The 16,215-nt window shown below is 64.7% G+C and carries 15 protein-coding genes and 1 tRNA gene; 13 read left to right on the forward strand and 3 right to left on the reverse strand.

The genetic code is table 11. The annotated features are described in order from the left end of the window. Positions 1-43 precede the first annotated feature (43 nt). The 12 genes from NLM32_RS45495 (at position 44) to NLM32_RS45550 (ending at position 13,512) form a co-directional block, all read left to right on the forward strand. The gene (locus NLM32_RS45495; protein ID WP_254135138.1) at positions 44-1,486 is read left to right on the forward strand and encodes a sigma-54-dependent Fis family transcriptional regulator; all 1,443 of its coding nucleotides are present in this window, start codon (positions 44-46) and stop codon (positions 1,484-1,486) included. A 334-nt stretch (positions 1,487-1,820) separates the two neighbouring features. After that, a complete protein-coding gene (locus NLM32_RS45500) occupies positions 1,821-3,005 on the forward strand; it encodes a substrate-binding domain-containing protein (RefSeq protein WP_254135139.1) in 1,185 nt (394 codons plus the stop codon). Positions 3,006-3,161: 156 nt separating this feature from the next. Continuing rightward, the gene (locus NLM32_RS45505; protein ID WP_254135140.1) at positions 3,162-3,938 is read left to right on the forward strand and encodes an ABC transporter ATP-binding protein; all 777 of its coding nucleotides are present in this window, start codon (positions 3,162-3,164) and stop codon (positions 3,936-3,938) included. Continuing rightward, the gene (locus tag NLM32_RS45510; RefSeq protein ID WP_254135141.1) at positions 3,935-4,657 is read left to right on the forward strand and encodes an ABC transporter ATP-binding protein; all 723 of its coding nucleotides are present in this window, start codon (positions 3,935-3,937) and stop codon (positions 4,655-4,657) included. The genes NLM32_RS45505 and NLM32_RS45510 overlap by 4 nt, the downstream gene beginning before the upstream one ends. Then, positions 4,654-5,664: a branched-chain amino acid ABC transporter permease gene (locus NLM32_RS45515; protein WP_254135142.1), complete on the forward strand. Its 1,011-nt coding sequence runs from the start codon at positions 4,654-4,656 to the stop codon at positions 5,662-5,664. The genes NLM32_RS45510 and NLM32_RS45515 overlap by 4 nt, the downstream gene beginning before the upstream one ends. Then, on the forward strand, positions 5,661-6,746 hold the full coding sequence (locus NLM32_RS45520) for a branched-chain amino acid ABC transporter permease (RefSeq protein ID WP_254135143.1): 1,086 nt from the start codon (positions 5,661-5,663) through the stop codon (positions 6,744-6,746). The genes NLM32_RS45515 and NLM32_RS45520 overlap by 4 nt, the downstream gene beginning before the upstream one ends. A gap of 184 nt (positions 6,747-6,930) precedes the next feature. Beyond that, a complete protein-coding gene (locus tag NLM32_RS45525; RefSeq protein ID WP_254135144.1) occupies positions 6,931-10,041 on the forward strand; it encodes an EAL domain-containing protein in 3,111 nt (1,036 codons plus the stop codon). Between the two features lies 1 nt (position 10,042). Next, the gene (locus NLM32_RS45530; protein ID WP_254135145.1) at positions 10,043-11,110 is read left to right on the forward strand and encodes a diguanylate cyclase; all 1,068 of its coding nucleotides are present in this window, start codon (positions 10,043-10,045) and stop codon (positions 11,108-11,110) included. Between the two features lie 67 nt (positions 11,111-11,177). Continuing rightward, positions 11,178-11,254: transfer RNA gene (locus NLM32_RS45535), tRNA-Arg, on the forward strand. 21 nt (positions 11,255-11,275) lie between these two features. Then, the gene (locus NLM32_RS45540) at positions 11,276-12,178 is read left to right on the forward strand and encodes a hypothetical protein (RefSeq protein WP_254135146.1); all 903 of its coding nucleotides are present in this window, start codon (positions 11,276-11,278) and stop codon (positions 12,176-12,178) included. 352 nt (positions 12,179-12,530) lie between these two features. Continuing rightward, the gene (locus tag NLM32_RS45545) at positions 12,531-13,199 is read left to right on the forward strand and encodes a hypothetical protein (RefSeq protein WP_254135147.1); all 669 of its coding nucleotides are present in this window, start codon (positions 12,531-12,533) and stop codon (positions 13,197-13,199) included. Positions 13,200-13,371: 172 nt separating this feature from the next. Next, entirely contained in the window at positions 13,372-13,512 is a 141-nt protein-coding gene (locus NLM32_RS45550) for a ComC/BlpC family leader-containing pheromone/bacteriocin (RefSeq protein WP_254135148.1), read from the forward strand. 51 nt (positions 13,513-13,563) lie between these two features. Here NLM32_RS45550 and NLM32_RS45555 read toward each other — a convergent pair whose 3' ends face one another. Both NLM32_RS45555 and NLM32_RS45560 read right to left on the reverse strand, forming a co-directional pair. Next, entirely contained in the window at positions 13,564-13,857 is a 294-nt protein-coding gene (locus NLM32_RS45555) for a hypothetical protein (RefSeq protein ID WP_254135149.1), read from the reverse strand. Between the two features lie 212 nt (positions 13,858-14,069). Next, positions 14,070-14,759, reverse strand: coding sequence for a DNA-3-methyladenine glycosylase I (locus NLM32_RS45560; protein ID WP_254135150.1), 690 nt, complete (start codon positions 14,757-14,759; stop codon positions 14,070-14,072). Positions 14,760-14,963: 204 nt separating this feature from the next. On the opposite strand from NLM32_RS45560, the gene NLM32_RS45565 reads away from it, so the two are divergent. Then, positions 14,964-15,791 (forward strand): metallophosphoesterase, encoded by an 828-nt coding sequence (locus NLM32_RS45565; RefSeq protein ID WP_254135151.1) that lies wholly within the window; start codon positions 14,964-14,966, stop codon positions 15,789-15,791. On the opposite strand, the gene NLM32_RS45570 is transcribed toward NLM32_RS45565, so the two are convergent. Then, complete coding sequence (locus NLM32_RS45570) at positions 15,730-16,215, reverse strand: Crp/Fnr family transcriptional regulator (RefSeq protein WP_254135152.1); 486 nt, start codon at positions 16,213-16,215, stop codon at positions 15,730-15,732. The two genes, NLM32_RS45565 and NLM32_RS45570, sit on opposite strands and share 62 nt — an antisense overlap.

Raw genomic sequence — 16,215 nt, forward strand, 5'->3', positions numbered from 1 at the left:
TGCACTTTTGGTAGTAATCAGGCGGACCTCCCCGAGGCACGCCATGTCACCTTCCTCCTCCGACGCCAGCGATCCCGCCTATGTCCGCGCGCGGGCGATGGTGACGCTGTTCGAGCGGCTGGAGCATCTGTGCGAGGGCGCGATCGCGATCGATCGCAGCGGGCGGGTCATCTACGTCAATGAGAAGTATTTGGCGTCGCTCGGTCTCAAGCAGACCGCGGAGGCGATCGGCCGGCCGATCGAGGAGATCATCCCGAACAGCCTGATGCGGAACGTCGCCGAGAGCGGCGAGCCGATCCTGCTCGACATCATGGAGCTCGGCGGCGAGCAGCTCGTGGTGACGCGCATGCCGATCGAGGACGAGGAGCGCAATGTCATCGGCGCGATCGGCTTCGTGCTCTATGACCACATCGAAAGCCTGAAGCCACTGCTCGCGCGCGTCACCCAGCTCGAGGCCGATCTGAGGCTGGCGCGGCGTCAACTGTCCAACGCCCGCGCGGCGCGCTTCACATTGGCGGATTTCGTCGGCACCACGCCGGCAATCGCGCAGGCCAAGGAATTCGCAAAACGCGCGGCACGGCAAAGCGTGACCGTGCTGCTCACCGGCGAGACCGGCACCGGCAAGGAACTGTTGGCGCAGGCCATTCACAACGCGTCCTCGCGCGCCGACAAGCCGTTCGTGAGCGTCAACGTCGCGGCGATCCCGGAGACCTTGATCGAGTCCGAATTCTTCGGCACCGCGCCCGGCGCCTATACCGGCGCCGATCGCAGGGGACGCGAGGGCAAATTCCGCATCGCCGACGGCGGCACGCTGTTCCTCGACGAGATCGGCGAGATGCCGCTGCAATTGCAGGCGAAGCTGCTGCGCGTGTTGCAGGAGCGGGAGATCGAGCCGCTCGGCTCGGACAAGATCACCAAGGTGGATGTGCGCGTGATTGCCGCGACCAATGTGGATCTACGCAAGCGCGTCAGCGACGGCGCCTTCCGCGCCGATCTGTATTACCGCCTCAACGTGCTCTCGATCGACCTGCCGCCGCTTCGCAAATGCCTCGACGATCTACCTGAGATCTGCGCGCGCCTGATCGAGGACATCGGTGCCTCCGGCGACTTCGTCAATGCGAGGATCACGCCGAGCGGATTGTCGGCGCTCGCGCGCTACGATTGGCCGGGCAACGTCCGCGAGCTCCGCAACATCCTGGAACGCGCACTCATCCTGAGCGATTCCGGGCGCCTGACCGGCGACGATTTCGCGCACATCCTGCCGGTCAGCGCGGACGCACAATCCGCGCCGGCGCAGCGCATGACCGGCTCGGTCGTGCCCTATGCCGAAGCCGAGGCGGAGTTCGAGAAGCAGACGCTCGAACACGCGCTGGCCGCCAGCAACGGGCAGATCACGGAGGCCGCGCGCATGCTGCGGATCTCGCGCGCGACGTTCTACAAGAAGCTCGCCAAGTTCGGACTGGCCTCGGGATCGCCGCCCGTCTGAGTTTCGAGACGGGAGATGTCTGGAGTCTCGGACTCCTGACATTCCGACTCTGGCTCTCGCCTGCGGCCTTGTCGGCGTTTCCGCCGCATTTTCAGCCGCTCGCGCACAAAGCTCCGCGTCTGGCGCGGGGCTTGCTCTGGGCCTGCGAGAGGAAACGCATGGGCTGATGCAAAACGCGGCATCGCGACTTCGCGCGCGCCGCGTCTGCACCACGCGCACGTCAACAGACTGTCACATGCACCTCATGCAAGCTCCGCCGGAAGGTGGAATTGCAATGTCTGCACATGTGTGCAAATCGCTGTGACCAAGGCAGTTCATTCAGGGAGGACCCACCGTGCGTCGATCGCTCATTCTCACAGCAGCCATCATGGGCTTGGCCGCGAGCAGCTCCGCGCGAGCCGATGACCTCAAGGTCGCGCTGATCTACGGCAAGACCGGTCCGCTGGAAGCCTATGCCAAGCAGACCGAGACCGGCCTGCAGATGGGCTTTGAATACGCCACCAAGGGCACCATGATGCTCGACGGTCGCAAGATCGTCATCATCACCAAGGACGACCAGGGCAAGCCGGACCTGTCGAAGGCCGCACTCGCCGAAGCCTATCAGGACGACAAGGCCGACATCGCGATCGGCACGACCTCGTCGGCGGCGGCGCTCGCCATTCTCCCCGTCGCCGAGGAGAACAAGAAGATTTTGATCGTCGAGCCCGCGGTCGCGGACCAGATTACCGGCGAGAAGTGGAATCGCTACATCTTCCGCACGGCGCGCAACTCGTCGCAGGACGCGATCTCCAACGCGGTCGCGATCGGCAAGCAGGGCGTCACCGTCGCGACGCTGGCGCAGGACAACGCCTTCGGCCGCGACGGCGTCGCCGCTTTCAGGGATGCGCTGGCCAAGACCGGCGCGACACTCGCGGCCGAGGAATATGCCCCCGCCAACACGACCGACTTCACCGCCATCGGACAACGCCTGTTCGACGCGCTGAAGGACAAGCCGGGCCGCAAGATCATCTGGATGATCTGGGCCGGCGCCGGCAACCCGCCGTCCAAGCTTCAGGACATGGACCCGAAGCGCTACGGCATCGAGCTCTCGACCGGCGGCAACATCCTGCCGGCGCTCGCGGCCTATAAGGGCATGCCGGGCATGGAAGGCGCGACCTATTACTACTACGACATCCCGAAGAACCCGGTGAACGACTGGCTCGTCGCCGAGCACCAGAAGCGCTTCAACGCGCCGCCGGACTTCTTCACCGCGGGCGGCTTTGCGGCTGCGATGTCCGTCGTCGCCGCCGTCACCAAGGCGAAGTCGACCGATACCGAGAAGCTGATCACGGCGATGGAAGGCCTGGAGTTCGACACGCCGAAGGGCAAGATGGTGTTCCGGAAAGAAGACCATCAGGCGCTGCAGAGCATGTATCACTTCAAGGTCAAGGTCGATCCGAACGTGGCCTGGGCCGTGCTCGAGCCGGTGCGCGAGCTGAAGATCGAGGACATGGACGTTCCGGTCAAGAACAAGCGCTGAGTTGCCACCTCTCCCATAGGGAGAGGTCGCGCCGAAGGCGCGGGTGAGGGGTTTCGTCCTCTCGTGGGACCTGAGCCCCCTCACCCGATTTGCTGCGCAAATCGACCTCTCCCCTGCGGGGAGAGGTGAACCGAGAGACCAACCCGGCTTGCAAGAATGACGCTGACCCTCGAGACCCGCGATCTCACCATCCGCTTCGGCGGCCATGTCGCAGTCAACAACGTCACCTGCACGTTCCGCCCCGGCGAGCTCACCGCGATCGTCGGACCGAACGGCGCCGGCAAGACCACCTACTTCAACCTGATCTCGGGCCAGCTCCGCGCCTCCGCTGGCCACATCCTGTTCGACGGCACCGACATCACGGGCCACTCCGCGCCACTGCGGACCCGCGCGGGTCTCGGGCGCGCGTTCCAGCTCACCAATCTCTTCCCGAACCTGACGGTCGAAGAGAACGTCCGCCTCGCGGTGCAGGCCGCCTCCGGCACCCATTACGACATGCTGCGGCCCTGGATGGTCCGCCGCGACCTGATCGCGCGCGCCGATGCCATTCTCGACCAGGTCGCGCTCGGCAACCGCCGCGGCGTCGCCGCGACGGTGCTGTCGCACGGCGACCAGCGCAAGCTCGAGGTCGCGCTGATGATCGCGCTCGAGCCGAAAGTGTTCATGTTCGACGAGCCGACCGCCGGCATGAGCATCGACGAGGTGCCGGTCGTGCTGAACCTGATCGCGCAGCTCAAGCAGGACAAGAGCAAGATCATCCTGCTCGTCGAGCACAAGATGGACGTGGTGCGCTCGCTCGCCGACCGCATCATCGTGTTGCATAACGGCCAGCTGGTCGCCGACGGGCCGCCGGCCGAAGTGATCGCATCGCCGATCGTGCAGGAAGCCTATCTCGGCGTGTCACCCAAGAAAACGTCAGAGGGCGCAGCATGACCGGCCTCCTCAAACTCTCCGGCGTGCACACCCATATCGGCCGCTACCACATCCTGCAGGGCATCGATCTCACGGTGCCGCAAGGGCAAGTCACGATGCTGCTCGGCCGCAACGGCGCCGGCAAGACCACGACGCTGCGCACCATCATGGGTCTGTGGCAGGCCTCCTCCGGCGAGATCAGCCTCAGTGGCGAGCGTATCGAAAGCCGCGCCACGCCCGACATTGCACGTCTCGGCGTCGGCTATGTGCCGGAGAGCATGGCGGTGTTCGCCGATCTCACGGTGAAGGAGAATCTCGTCCTCGCCGCCCGCGACGCGCCGATGGACGACAAGCAGCTGGAATGGATCTTCGGCTTCTTCCCGGCGCTGCGCCGGTTCTGGCTGTCGCGGGCGGGCAGCCTCTCGGGCGGGCAGAAGCAGATGCTGTCGATCGCGCGCGCGATCATCGAGCCGCGCAAGCTGCTATTGATCGACGAGCCGACCAAGGGGTTGGCGCCCGCCATCGTCATGGCGCTGATCGAGTGCCTGAAGGAGATCAAGCGCAAGGGCGCGACGATCCTGCTGGTCGAGCAGAATTTCTTTGCCGCCCGCGAGCTCGGCGACAATGTGCTGGTGATGGACAACGGCACCATCGTCCACCGCGGCGAGATGGCGGCCTTGGCCTCCGACGTATCATTGCAAGAGCGGCTGCTCGGCCTGAGCCTGGAGGCACATCAGTGACTGACCTCGCCGCCACCGATCCGCTACCCAAGCCGAAGCGCGACATCGCGCCGATCCTGCTGCCGATCGCGCTCGCGCTTCTCGTGATTCCGCTGATCGGCTCGCCCTCAACCTGGCTGACGTTGACCGCGGCAAGTCTCGCCATGGGCATGATGATCTTCATCATGGCCTCGGGGTTGACGCTGGTGTTCGGCCTGATGGACGTGTTGAATTTCGGCCACGGCGCCTTCATCGCGGTCGGCGCCTACATTGCGACGCTGGTGTTCGCACCGTTCGCCGCCTCCGTGCAGGCGGATTCGCTGTGGGTGAACCTCGCGGTGCTGGCACCAGCGGCACTGATGTCGATGGCGGTCTCCGGCGCGCTCGGCCTGGTCGTCGAGCGCGTGCTGATCCTTCCCGTGTACGGCCAGCATCTGAAGCAGATCCTGATGACGACGGGCGGCCTGATCGTCGCCGAGCAGACGCTCTATGCGCTGTGGGGGCCGCAGATCATCCCGATGCCGCTGCCGACCTCGCTGCGCGGCTCCTTCATCCTCGGCGACGTCGCGATCGCCAAATACCGCGTGCTCGCGACGCTGATCGGGCTTGCCGTTTTCATCGCGATCCAGCTCGTGCTGAACCGCACCAAGCTCGGCCTTCTGATCCGCGCCGGCGTCGAGAACCGCGAGATGGTCGAAGCGCTCGGCTATCGCATCCGCCGCCTGTTCCTCGGCGTGTTCATGACGGGCTCGGCGCTCGCCGGCCTCGGCGGCGTGATGTGGGCGCTCTATCGCGAGCAGGTCCACGCTTCGATGAGCGACGAGCTCACCGTCCTGATTTTCGTCGTCGTCATCATCGGCGGCCTTGGCTCGATCGGCGGCTGCTTCATCGGCGCGATCCTGGTGGCGATGGTTGCCAATTACGGCGGCTTCCTGGTGCCGAAACTCGCTCTCGTCTCCAACATCCTGCTGATGGTCGCCATTCTGATGTGGCGGCCGCGCGGCCTCTATGCGGTGACCAGCCGATGATGATCCTGTCGGGCGATCCGCCGCGGAGCCGCGTGCTCACACTCGTTCTCGTCGTCATCATCCTGGCGCTGGCGGCAACGCCGTTCCTGTTCCCCGGCGCGAAAGCGCTGAACGTCGCCGCCAAGATCTGCGTCTTTGCCGCGCTGGTCGCCTCCTACGATCTGCTGCTCGGCTATACCGGCTCGGTGTCGTTCGCCCACACCATGTTCTACGGCATCGGCAGTTACGCCATCGCGATCGCGCTCTATGGCATGGGTCCGAACTGGGCCGCGGTCGCCACCGGCATCGTCGTCGGCCTGCCGCTCGCCGCGCTGCTGGCGCTGGCCATCGGCCTGTTCTCGCTGCGGGTCGCCGCGATCTTCTTTGCCATGATCACGCTCGCCGTCGCCTCCGCCTTCCAGGTGCTGGCCTCGCAACTGTCCTGGCTCACCGGCGGCGAGGACGGGCGCAGCTTCCAGCTGCCCGAGCTGCTGCGCCCCGGCACGGTGCTGATCTCCAAAAACCTGTTCGGCTTCGAGATCAACGGCCGCATCCTCACCTTCTATCTGGTGTTCGCCATCTCGGCGCTGATGATCCTCGCGCTGCTGCGCGTGGTGAACTCGCCGTTCGGCCGCGTGCTGCAGGCGATCCGCGAGAACCGTTTTCGCGCCGAGGCGCTCGGCTTCCGCACCGTCTTCCACCTCACCTACGCCAACTGCCTTGCGGCCCTGGTCGCCGCCAGCGCCGGCATCCTGAACGCGCTATGGCTCCGCTATGCCGGCCCGGACACCTCGCTGAGCTTCTCCATCATGCTGGACATTCTCCTGATGGTGGTGATCGGCGGCATGGGCACGATCTACGGCGCGATCATCGGCGCCACCATCTTCATCCTCGCCCAGAACTATCTGCAATCGCTGATGGGCGTCGCCTCGAAGGCGGCGTCGGAGGCCGGCCTGCCGCTGCTGCCGGGATTGCTCCATCCTGACCGCTGGCTGCTCTGGCTCGGGCTTCTCTTCATTGCCAGCGTCTATTTCTTCCCGACCGGCGTGGTTGGGCGGCTGCGCCATGGCGGAGGCGACAAGAGCGCGGGCGCCTCGCATTAAGCTTCGATTAACGATGCAGCGCAGCGCGTCGTGCAGGCGACGCACAACCGTGGCGTGACACCACACGGTTCCCGCGGGAGTGGATATCCGTAGTATTCCGCAACCGGTTTAAGCCATGGGTAACCGGCTTTCCTAAGCATTGCGCCATCTGTCCGTAGTATTTCTGCTCCTCCAGGGGAGTGGGATGCGCCAGGTTTTTCGACAGATGGCAGCTGCAATGTTCCTGGCCGCAAAGGGCGGCTGGGACGCTGCCATGCGGCGCGGCCCCGTGCTGTGGCTGACACTCTCGGGCGCGTTGCTGGTCGCCGGCATTTTCGCGGTGACCGCGATGGCCGTCGGCGAATTTCGCGAGAAGACGCTCGTCAACCGCGAGCGCGAGCTGGAAAACACCGTGCAGCTGATCGCACGGCACTTCGATCAGCAGTTTGAAGATTCCGATGTCGTCGCCGCCGATCTGATCGGGCAGATGCACTTGCCGGACATCACATCGCCGCAGATGTTCCGCGAGCGCATGTCGGGGCCCGAAGCCCGCCGGATGCTGCGAGGCAAGATCAGCGCGGTGTCCTATCTCGGCGACATCGCGATCTACGATGCCGACGGCGAGATCATCAACTGGTCGCGGGCCCAGCCGCTGCCCAAGATCAACGTCTCCTCGCGAACCTATTTCCAGACCTTCAAATCGAATCCCATGTCGGAGCCGGTGCTGCTGGAATCCGTGCGCAGCTACCTGATCGGCAAATGGACCACGATCGTGGCGCGGCGGCTGACCCTGCCGGACGGCACTTTCGTCGGAGCGATGGTGCGGCGGATCGATCCCGACAGCTATCAGCGTTATTTCGCCTCGGTCGCTCTGGCCGACGGCGCCGCCATCACGCTGTTCGACCGCGAGGGCACGATGCTGGCCCGCTACCCGCATGTCGAGGAGATGATCGGGACCAACTACAAAAATGCTCCGCTGATGCGACAGGTGCTGGCCAGGGGCGGCCATCAGACACTTCGGGTCAAGAGCCCGGTCGACGGCGAGGACCGTTTGGGTTCAGCCGTCCCGCTGACTCATTTCCCGCTGGTCATCGTGGCGACCAACACCATGTCGGCAGCGCTCGCCGACTGGCGGCAGCAAACCGGCTTCATGGTCACCACCGCAACGCTGTCGGCGACCGTGATCGCGCTGATCCTGTTCATGATCATCCGGCAGATCAACCGGCAGAACCGCGAGGCCCAGCAACGGCTGGAGGCGGAGCGACTGCGGCTCGACACCGCCCTCAACAACATGTCGCAGGGGCTGATCCTCTACGACGCCGACGGTTACATCGTCACCTGCAATCGCCGCTATGCCGACATGTTCGGCCTCTCCCACGACGTCATCAAGCCCGGCTGTCACATCCACGAGGCGATGTACCATCGCAAGGAGCGCAACGCGTTCAGCGGCGACGTCGAAGCGTTTTGCGCCGAGGTCATGCGAGGCGTCGCCGAAGGCCAGGTCGCCACCAAACTGCATCAATTACCGAACGGCCGTGCCTTCCAGGTCATCAACACGCCGCTCGCGCAGGGCGGATGGGTCGCCACGATCGAGGAGATCACCGAGCGGCTCAATCTGGAGCAGGAGCGCGATCGCAACTACACGTTCCTCCGCGAGATCATCGACCATATCCCGTCGCAGATCACGGTGAAGGACGCCCGGACACGGCAATATCTGCTGATCAACAGCACCGCCGCAGAGCAATTCGGCCAATCGCGCGAAGCCATCGTCGGCAAGACCCCCTTCGACATCTACCCGGTCGACACCGCCAGGGTCGTCACCGACGACGACAGCAAGGCGCTGCAGACAGTCGATGGATTGTCCAAGGACGAGCATGCCTGGCCGAGCCAGACCATGGGACTGCGCTACATCACCTCGACCCGGATCGGCATCCGCGACAAGTCCGGCGAGCCGCGCTACCTCATCAATGTCGTCGATGACGTGACCGAGCGGCGGCGCGCCGACGAGAAGATCGCGCATATGGCGCATTACGATGCGCTGACCGACCTGCCGAACCGCACGCTGTTTCGCGAGCAGATCGAGCGCGAGCTGGGGAAGGTCGCGGACGGCGCGCAGTTTGCGCTGCTCTATATCGACGTCGACGAGTTCAAGGGCATCAACGATTCGCTCGGCCACCATGTCGGCGACGAGCTGCTGAAGGCGATCGCCGGCCGCATCCGCACCTGCCTCAAGCCGGGCGATCTGATCGCGCGGCTCGGCGGTGACGAGTTTGCCGTGATCCAGACCGGAATCGAATCGTCCGCCGACGTGCTAGCCTTCGTCACGCGGGTCCATGAAGCGATCCGCCGCCCCTATCACTGCCTCGGCCACCAGCTCTCCACCGACGCGAGCATCGGCATCGCGATGGCGCCGCAGGACGGCGCCGATCTCGACCAGCTCATCAAGAACGCCGACCTCGCAATGTACGGTGCGAAGGCGGAAGGGCGGCGCACCTACCGCTTCTTCGTGCCGGAGATGGATGCGAGCGCCAAGGCCCGCCTCACCCTGGAGCAGGATCTACGCCAGGCGCTGATCGACGGCGGCTTCGAGATTCACTACCAGCCGCTTGTCAATCTGCACTCGGGCGAAGTCTCCGGCTGCGAGGCGCTGCTGCGCTGGCGCCATCCGGAGCGCGGCATGGTCTCGCCGGCAGAATTCATTCCGATCGCCGAGGACACCGGCCTGATCAACGAGATCGGGGACTGGGTGCTGCGCACGGCCTGCAACGAGGCCGCGACCTGGCCCGCCCATGTGCGCGTTGCCGTCAACGTCTCGCCGGTACAGCTGAAATGCGACACGCTGGCGCTGCGGATCGCCGGCGCGCTGGCCGCCTCCGGCCTGGAGCCGCGGCGGCTCGAGCTCGAGATCACCGAGGCCGTGCTGATCCGCGATGACGAAGCGGCCCTCTCAATCCTGCACCAGCTTCGCTCGATCGGCGTGCGCATCGCGCTCGACGATTTCGGCACCGGTTATTCTTCGCTGAGCTATCTGAAGCGCTTCCCGTTCGACAAGATCAAGATCGACCGCTGCTTCGTCGCCGACATCGCCGATTCCGGCGGATCACCGGTGATCGTGCAGGCGGTGGTGAACATCGCCTCTGCCAGCAACATGACGACGGTGGCCGAAGGCGTCGAGACCGAAGCCCAGCGCGAGATGCTGCGCGCGCTCGGCTGCACGGAGATGCAGGGCTATCTGTTCAGCAAACCGAGGCCGGCGACGGACGTGCGCGGGATGTTCGGCCCGGGCGACGCCATGCCTGTGGCGGCGGTGGCCTGAGATGGCAAAGCTCATCACGCCTCCTGCCAAGACCGTGGACGTGGCGGATTCCTACGCGGTGCGGCTGATGCAGCACCTGGTGGTGCCGACCTTCGTGATCGACCCGAAGCGCCGCGTCGTGATCTGGAACCGCGCCTGCGAGCGGCTGACCGGCGTTGCCGCCGCCGAGGTGATCGGCACGACGAAACACTGGCAGGCCTTCTACGAGACCAAGCGCCCTTGCCTTGCCGATCTCGTTGCGCAGGACCGCCCTGAGCAGCTGCCGGAGTTCTATTCGGAGTACGCTGCGCGCGGCCACAACGGGCTCGGCTTCAGCGCGGAGAACTGGTGCGTGATGCCGAAGCTCGGCAGCCAGCTCTATCTCGCGATCGACGCAGGTCCCATCCATGACGAGGCCGGCAATCTGATCGCCGTGGTGGAAACGTTGCGCGACCTCACCGACCAGAAGCGCGCCGAGATGGCGCTGAAGGAGCTCGCCACCAAGGACGGCCTGACCGGACTGTCGAACCGCCGCTCCTTCGACCAGATGCTGATGACCGAATGGGCGCGCGCGCAGCGGACGCAGAAGCCGCTGGCGCTGCTGTTCGTCGACGTCGATCATTTCAAGCTGTTCAACGACGAACACGGCCATCAGTCCGGCGACGAATGCCTGCGCGAGGTCGCGCGCGTCGTCAGCCGCCACGCGGTACGTCCGCTCGACCTCGCCAGCCGCTATGGCGGCGAGGAGTTCGCGCTGATCCTGCCCGACTTGAATTGCGATGATGCCTGCGTGATCGCCGAAGAGATCCGCGGTGCCGTCATGGCGTTGCGGATTGCCCATGGCGCCCACGGGGCCGGCAACCACGTCACCCTCAGTGTCGGTGTCGCCAGCCACATCCCCGGCGAGGCCGACGGCGCCCCCGACCGGCTGCTGGGTGCGGCCGACCAGGCGCTCTATGCCGCCAAGCGGCTCGGCCGCAACCGTGTCGTCTGCTCCGAACGGATCCTGGCCGAATTCGCAGGCCTCGGCTGGGACAATGTACCGGTCAGCGGTCCGGTTCCTGGCCTGGCCCCGCGCAAATCGGCCTAAAGCGCTGATATTGCCGCGGCGAGACCGGTTGCTCACTTCTCGCCAATCGGCTACATGATCCCTCGCTGCACCCGTAGCTCAGCTGGATAGAGCGTTGCCCTCCGAAGGCAAAGGTCACACGTTCGAATCGTGTCGGGTGCGCCACTAGCGATGGCCGGCTATCCGATGCGTGTTTTCGATCGTCTGGTCACCTGCCTCGTTCTATTCCTTGCCATCGCAGCCGTCCCGGTGCCTGCCGCACGCGCTGCCGAAACCTGCCCGTTCATCAGCGCCCAGGAGCTCGCCGCAGCGATGCCGGCGCTCAAATGGTCTCTGATTTCAAATCAGGACGGCCGCGGCTGCATCTACCAGGCGGGGCGCGGCGACACGATGATGCTGACCGTATTCAGCAATCCCGACAAGGACCGCGCCAAGGAATTGTACGCGACCTTCGTCAAGACGCTTGGCGAGCGCATGCCGCTGAACGCCGTGTCCGGGATCGGTGAAGAAGGTCAGGGCGGAACCAGCGCTGCCGACGCGCAGCGCCAGGAGGCCTCGGTCGTCGCCTTGTCCGGCGACTATATTTTGCAGATCAGCGTCTATCCGATCGGCCGGCGTGCCGACAACACGCTGCTCGGACCGATCACCGCAGCCGCGCGCGTTGCCATCGGCAATGCGGGCAAGACCAGCGAGCGGTTCGGCAATTGCGAATGGCTCACGGCCGCGGATGCCGACGGCTTTCTCGACAAGAGCACGCTGACGGTCCAGCGGACCGGCGCGAGCAGCTGCATGATGTTCGATCGCGAGGCCAACACCATGACCGTCGCGGTGATTGCGATCTCGCGCGACACGGTCATCAGCATGATGAAACGCGCAGGTCCATGCAAACACGTGGCGATACCCGAGCTCGGCAGTGAAGCGTTCGGCGAGCATTCGTGCACCAAGGGCAACGGCAACGCCGTCAACATCTTTGTCTGGGAGAACGGCAGGCAGGCTTCGATCCTGTTCGCGCCGGTCAAGCCGCATCCGGAGTCCGGCTCGGTCGAGCGCCTGAAAGCGGTTGCCGGGCGGGTCTACGGAAAACTGTAGCGACACCGCTGGGGCGCTGTTGCGCGGTAACCGGACCGCTTTCGCGAGGGCCCGCGATTCCAGTATGGGCGACCACCGTCAGGTCGGACGGGCTGAATACGTCACTCACCGTCGAACCTCCGGCCTGAACGGCCGCCTGCTGCATTTTTGTTTCCGGATATTTCTGGTTGCTCAACGGCAATATTGAGCAACCGGCGGATCGTGGCTCCAACGGCTCCGCGCCAGCTCCCGTGCCTACCACCGCCCGACCGGGCAAATCCAACCGCCAAGGTGAACTCAGGACTGTGAACACAGGACTGGATGTGACTTCGGCGGTATCGGCCCGAGTCCACCAAAAGCACGGAAAGCAACCATGACCTCGATTTCGGCGCTCTCCACTCATCACCACCAGCACACGTCACCATTGCAGCGGCTGCAGGACGAGCTGCAATCGGAAGTCAGTTCCGGCACGATCAGTGCGTCCGATCAGTCGGCACTGTCCTCCGCGCTCAGCGATATCGACTCCTCGCTGCAATCGGACGGGACAGGCGATCAATCCAGCGACAGCGGCCCCGGCGGAATCAAATCGAAGATCGATGATCTGATCCAGCAGGAAGTGTCGTCCGGCAAGCTCACCGACCAGCAGGCCACCGAACTGCAAGGCATCTTCAAATCTGCGTTCTCGCATGGACCGGGCGGAGCAGGCGGACCGCCCCCTGGCCCGCCGCCGGTCAGCGGCATCGACAGCACGTCCAGCGGCAGTTCGGTGGTCGACCTGCTGCAGCAATTCGTTCAGGCGCTGAAGAGCTCGCTGACGGATTCGAGCTCGTCCAGCACGACGGATTCGACCACCAGTTCGACGTCGACCAGCAGCACAGACAGCTCCTCCAGCGGCAATTCGACGACGGAGGTGCTCGAAAAATTCCTGGAGACGCTGAAGGCCTCGCTTGCGGATTCGACCTACAGCGGCACGGGATCGAACGGCACATCCAATCCATCCGACCCCGCGCTGTCCGGCGTCCTGCTCAACGACCGGATCTGATAGCCGCGACGCAGCAGACGCCTAATCCAGTCACCCTTCGGCTTCCACAAGGGGTGACTGGAAGGGTGGCTGTTCTCTTCTGTGTCCCGCGTCACGGCGGGACCGGCTGGTCCGCGTCATTCTTCTCGCATCGCGCGGAATAGTCCGCGCGATCTGAAATGAGGAGACTGTCATGCAGAACATGGCTCGCGAATTGACGGAGACGGAGCTCGAGACGATCGCCGGTGGCGGCTTCTGGGGCAGCGTTGCCAATTTCTTCCGTGGCCTGTTCGGCGGTCCCGGCGACCTTCGCCGTCCGCTCGACCGCCCCTGATCCCAACTGCGATCCGGACGGGGGCCGTACGCGGCCCTCGTCCTTGCGGTCTCAGTGCCTGACATGCTCGAAGACCACGATCACGCCGGTCGGCTCGGGTTCGTGCGCCATCAAGCGCGTCAGATCCGCATCGCTCCAGTCGGCGAGGCTGACGACTTCGCCGGTCTCGCGATCCGCGCCGAGCGAGGGCGTCGGCTCGAGGACTTTCAATCCCATCTCGTCGACGAAGAAGGTGTGTTCCCCGAACATGCTGTTGAGCTGGGCCATGGCGGGGTGTTCGTCGGGCAGCACCTGCGCACCGAGCTGGTTGATGGTCTGCTTCACCTGTTCGGATGTGAGCTTCATGAGCTGCTCCGTTCTGTCATTCGAGTTTCATGACTTGAACCAAGGTTTAGCCGGAGTGCGTGTTCCCTGCGCCTGTGTTCGCCTGGCTCAATCTCCCGAACGGGTGCTGCGCACAAATGTTCCGGCGAAATGAATTTCGTGATCGCGTGTTGCAGACGCCGCGCGGACGGCACGAGATCGCCACACGATGTCCACGATCTCTTCGATGAGCGCTAATGCGCGCTGCGGTTCTCACCGACCGAGAGCGCGCAGATGCGTGACAGATAGGTGTAGGGCAGACCCGTCTCCTCCGCCCAGGCGTTGAACTGCGCCTGCACCTTGGCGAGATCGCCCTTCGACTTGACCTCTTCGGCGATGTCGAGGCCGGCATCACGCAGGCAGGCGACGACGTCCTTCGAGGTGACGAATCCGTCCCAACCGATGAAGCGCAGCAGCATCTGCCCGGTGTTGCCGCCGAGCCGGCTGCCGCGCTTGGTGAGGAGATCGAGCAGGCCGATCTCGTTGGACGGCGGCCACGTCGCCAAAAACTTGCCGAAGCTGCCGTGCTCTTTCGCGATCTCCTGCACGAAGGCGGCATTGTCGCGCACCGACATGATCTTGGCGCCGTTGCGCACGATCCGCGCATCGCGCAGCAGCGCTTCCCAATAATCCTCGGGCTGGAAGCTGAGCTTGGCCGGCTGGAAGCGCAGGAAGGCCTCTTCAAAGCCGTCCCACTTCGTGTCGATCACGCTCCAGGCAAAGCCCGCGCAAAACACGCGCTTGGTCATCTCGGCAAGGATGCGATCATCGCCGAGTTTTGCCAGACTCTTGAGGTCGGGCTTGTCAGGCATCAGCCTGTCGAGCGCCTTGGGTCCGCCCTTGCGCTTCTCGGCACGGGCACGAATGGTCTTGAAGGAAGTCATGCGATCACCCGCGTTGAAAGCTCGCCACGACACCAGAATTCGACCATCCGGTCCAGCCCTGCGACGCTGCCGGCACTTGCGCGCTCCCGCGCAGCACAGCATGCTTCGCTCGACCGATTGATGTGCGGCCGTTCTGGTCCGCTTCTTGCTTTATGACGTTTTGGAATTCCCAGACATTTTCGCACCCTCTCCGACGGATTCCCGATGCGCTGCCTGGTCGTGGCCGACCTGCATTACTCGTTGCCGCAGCTCGACTGGCTGGTCAGCGCTGCGCCGCAATTCGACCTTGTGATCTTTGCCGGCGATGCGCTCGACATCGGATCGATGGTGGATTTCCGCGCCCAGATCGTGGTGGTGAAGAAGTACCTCGCGCTGATCGCGGCGCAGACCAGGGTCATTCTCTGCTCCGGCAATCACGATCTCGACGAGCGCAATGCGGAGGGCGAGAAGATCTCGCGCTGGATCTCGGAGGTGCAGGAGCTCGGCATCGCCAGCGACGGCGACAATCTCAGCATCGGCGACACGCTGTTCACGGTGTGCCCGTGGTGGGACGGGCCGCTGGTCAAGCAGCGCATCGCCGACCAGCTGCGCGATGCCGCGCTCGAGCGTCCGCAGCGGTGGATCTGGGCACATCACGCGCCGCCGGCGAATTCGCCGACGAGCTGGGGCGGCAAGCGGTTCTTCGGCGATGTCGAGCTGGTGCAGTGGATCATGCAGTATCAGCCGTCGATGGTGATCTCGGGACATGTGCATCAATCCCCCTTTATCACGGACGGCTCGTGGTTCGACCGGCTGGGCCAGACCTGGGTATTCAATGCGGGCCTGCAGCCCGGCCGGCCGCCGACGCACATCGTGCTCGACCTCGATGAGAACAAGGCGTTCTGGCTGGCGGCAGGCGAAGCACAGTGGATCGATCTTGCGGCGCCGCTGAAGCGGCCGGCGTCTGACATCGCCGAGCCGCCGGACTGGCTTACATCCTTGGATCGGATTGCCGATCCGAGCCTGGCGAGACCTCGAGCGGCGGCAGGTTGATCATGCTCTGCAGCACCTCGCCGACCATGGCGAGATGCGTGCCGTGACCGGCATATTGCCGCTTGAGATCGGCGAGATAGGTGTTGGCGGCATTGAGCCGCTGCGCCAGCATGCGCGCGATCAGCAGCGCGACCTCCGGCTCCCGCTTCAGGAGTGAGGCAGCATCGGCGAATTCGTAGACGACCGTGTCGGAGCAGGCACGCACCGTCGCGGTGTGCGGCAGCCCAAGCAACACCGACATCTCGCCCAGCACCGCACCGGGCTCGGCAATGGTGGCGACCACCATCTCGCCCTTGAGCACCTCGAGCTTGCCGCTCATCAGCACATAGAGATGGCCGGAGGCGCCGCCTTCGGTCACCAGATCCGTGCCGGCCGCAATCTGCCGCTCAGTTCCACCGGTGCAATAGTCCAGAACCGCACGCAT

The sequence above is a fragment of the Bradyrhizobium sp. CCGUVB14 genome, assembly GCF_024199935.1.
Classification (GTDB): Bacteria; Pseudomonadota; Alphaproteobacteria; order Rhizobiales; family Xanthobacteraceae; genus Bradyrhizobium.

Coding starts and splice junctions, on each gene's coding strand:
- NLM32_RS45495 (WP_254135138.1), top strand. CDS start 44: ATGTCACCTTCCTCCTCCGACGCCAGCGATCCCGCCTATGTCCGCGCG.
- NLM32_RS45505 (WP_254135140.1), top strand. CDS start 3,162: ATGACGCTGACCCTCGAGACCCGCGATCTCACCATCCGCTTCGGCGGC.
- NLM32_RS45510 (WP_254135141.1), top strand. CDS start 3,935: ATGACCGGCCTCCTCAAACTCTCCGGCGTGCACACCCATATCGGCCGC.
- NLM32_RS45520 (WP_254135143.1), top strand. CDS start 5,661: ATGATGATCCTGTCGGGCGATCCGCCGCGGAGCCGCGTGCTCACACTC.
- NLM32_RS45525 (WP_254135144.1), top strand. CDS start 6,931: ATGCGCCAGGTTTTTCGACAGATGGCAGCTGCAATGTTCCTGGCCGCA.
- NLM32_RS45530 (WP_254135145.1), top strand. CDS start 10,043: ATGGCAAAGCTCATCACGCCTCCTGCCAAGACCGTGGACGTGGCGGAT.
- NLM32_RS45540 (WP_254135146.1), top strand. CDS start 11,276: ATGCGTGTTTTCGATCGTCTGGTCACCTGCCTCGTTCTATTCCTTGCC.
- NLM32_RS45545 (WP_254135147.1), top strand. CDS start 12,531: ATGACCTCGATTTCGGCGCTCTCCACTCATCACCACCAGCACACGTCA.
- NLM32_RS45550 (WP_254135148.1), top strand. CDS start 13,372: ATGCAGAACATGGCTCGCGAATTGACGGAGACGGAGCTCGAGACGATC.
- NLM32_RS45555 (WP_254135149.1), bottom strand. CDS start 13,857: ATGAAGCTCACATCCGAACAGGTGAAGCAGACCATCAACCAGCTCGGT.
- NLM32_RS45560 (WP_254135150.1), bottom strand. CDS start 14,759: ATGACTTCCTTCAAGACCATTCGTGCCCGTGCCGAGAAGCGCAAGGGC.
- NLM32_RS45565 (WP_254135151.1), top strand. CDS start 14,964: ATGCGCTGCCTGGTCGTGGCCGACCTGCATTACTCGTTGCCGCAGCTC.
- NLM32_RS45570 (WP_254135152.1), bottom strand. CDS start 16,215: ATGCGTGCGGTTCTGGACTATTGCACCGGTGGAACTGAGCGGCAGATT.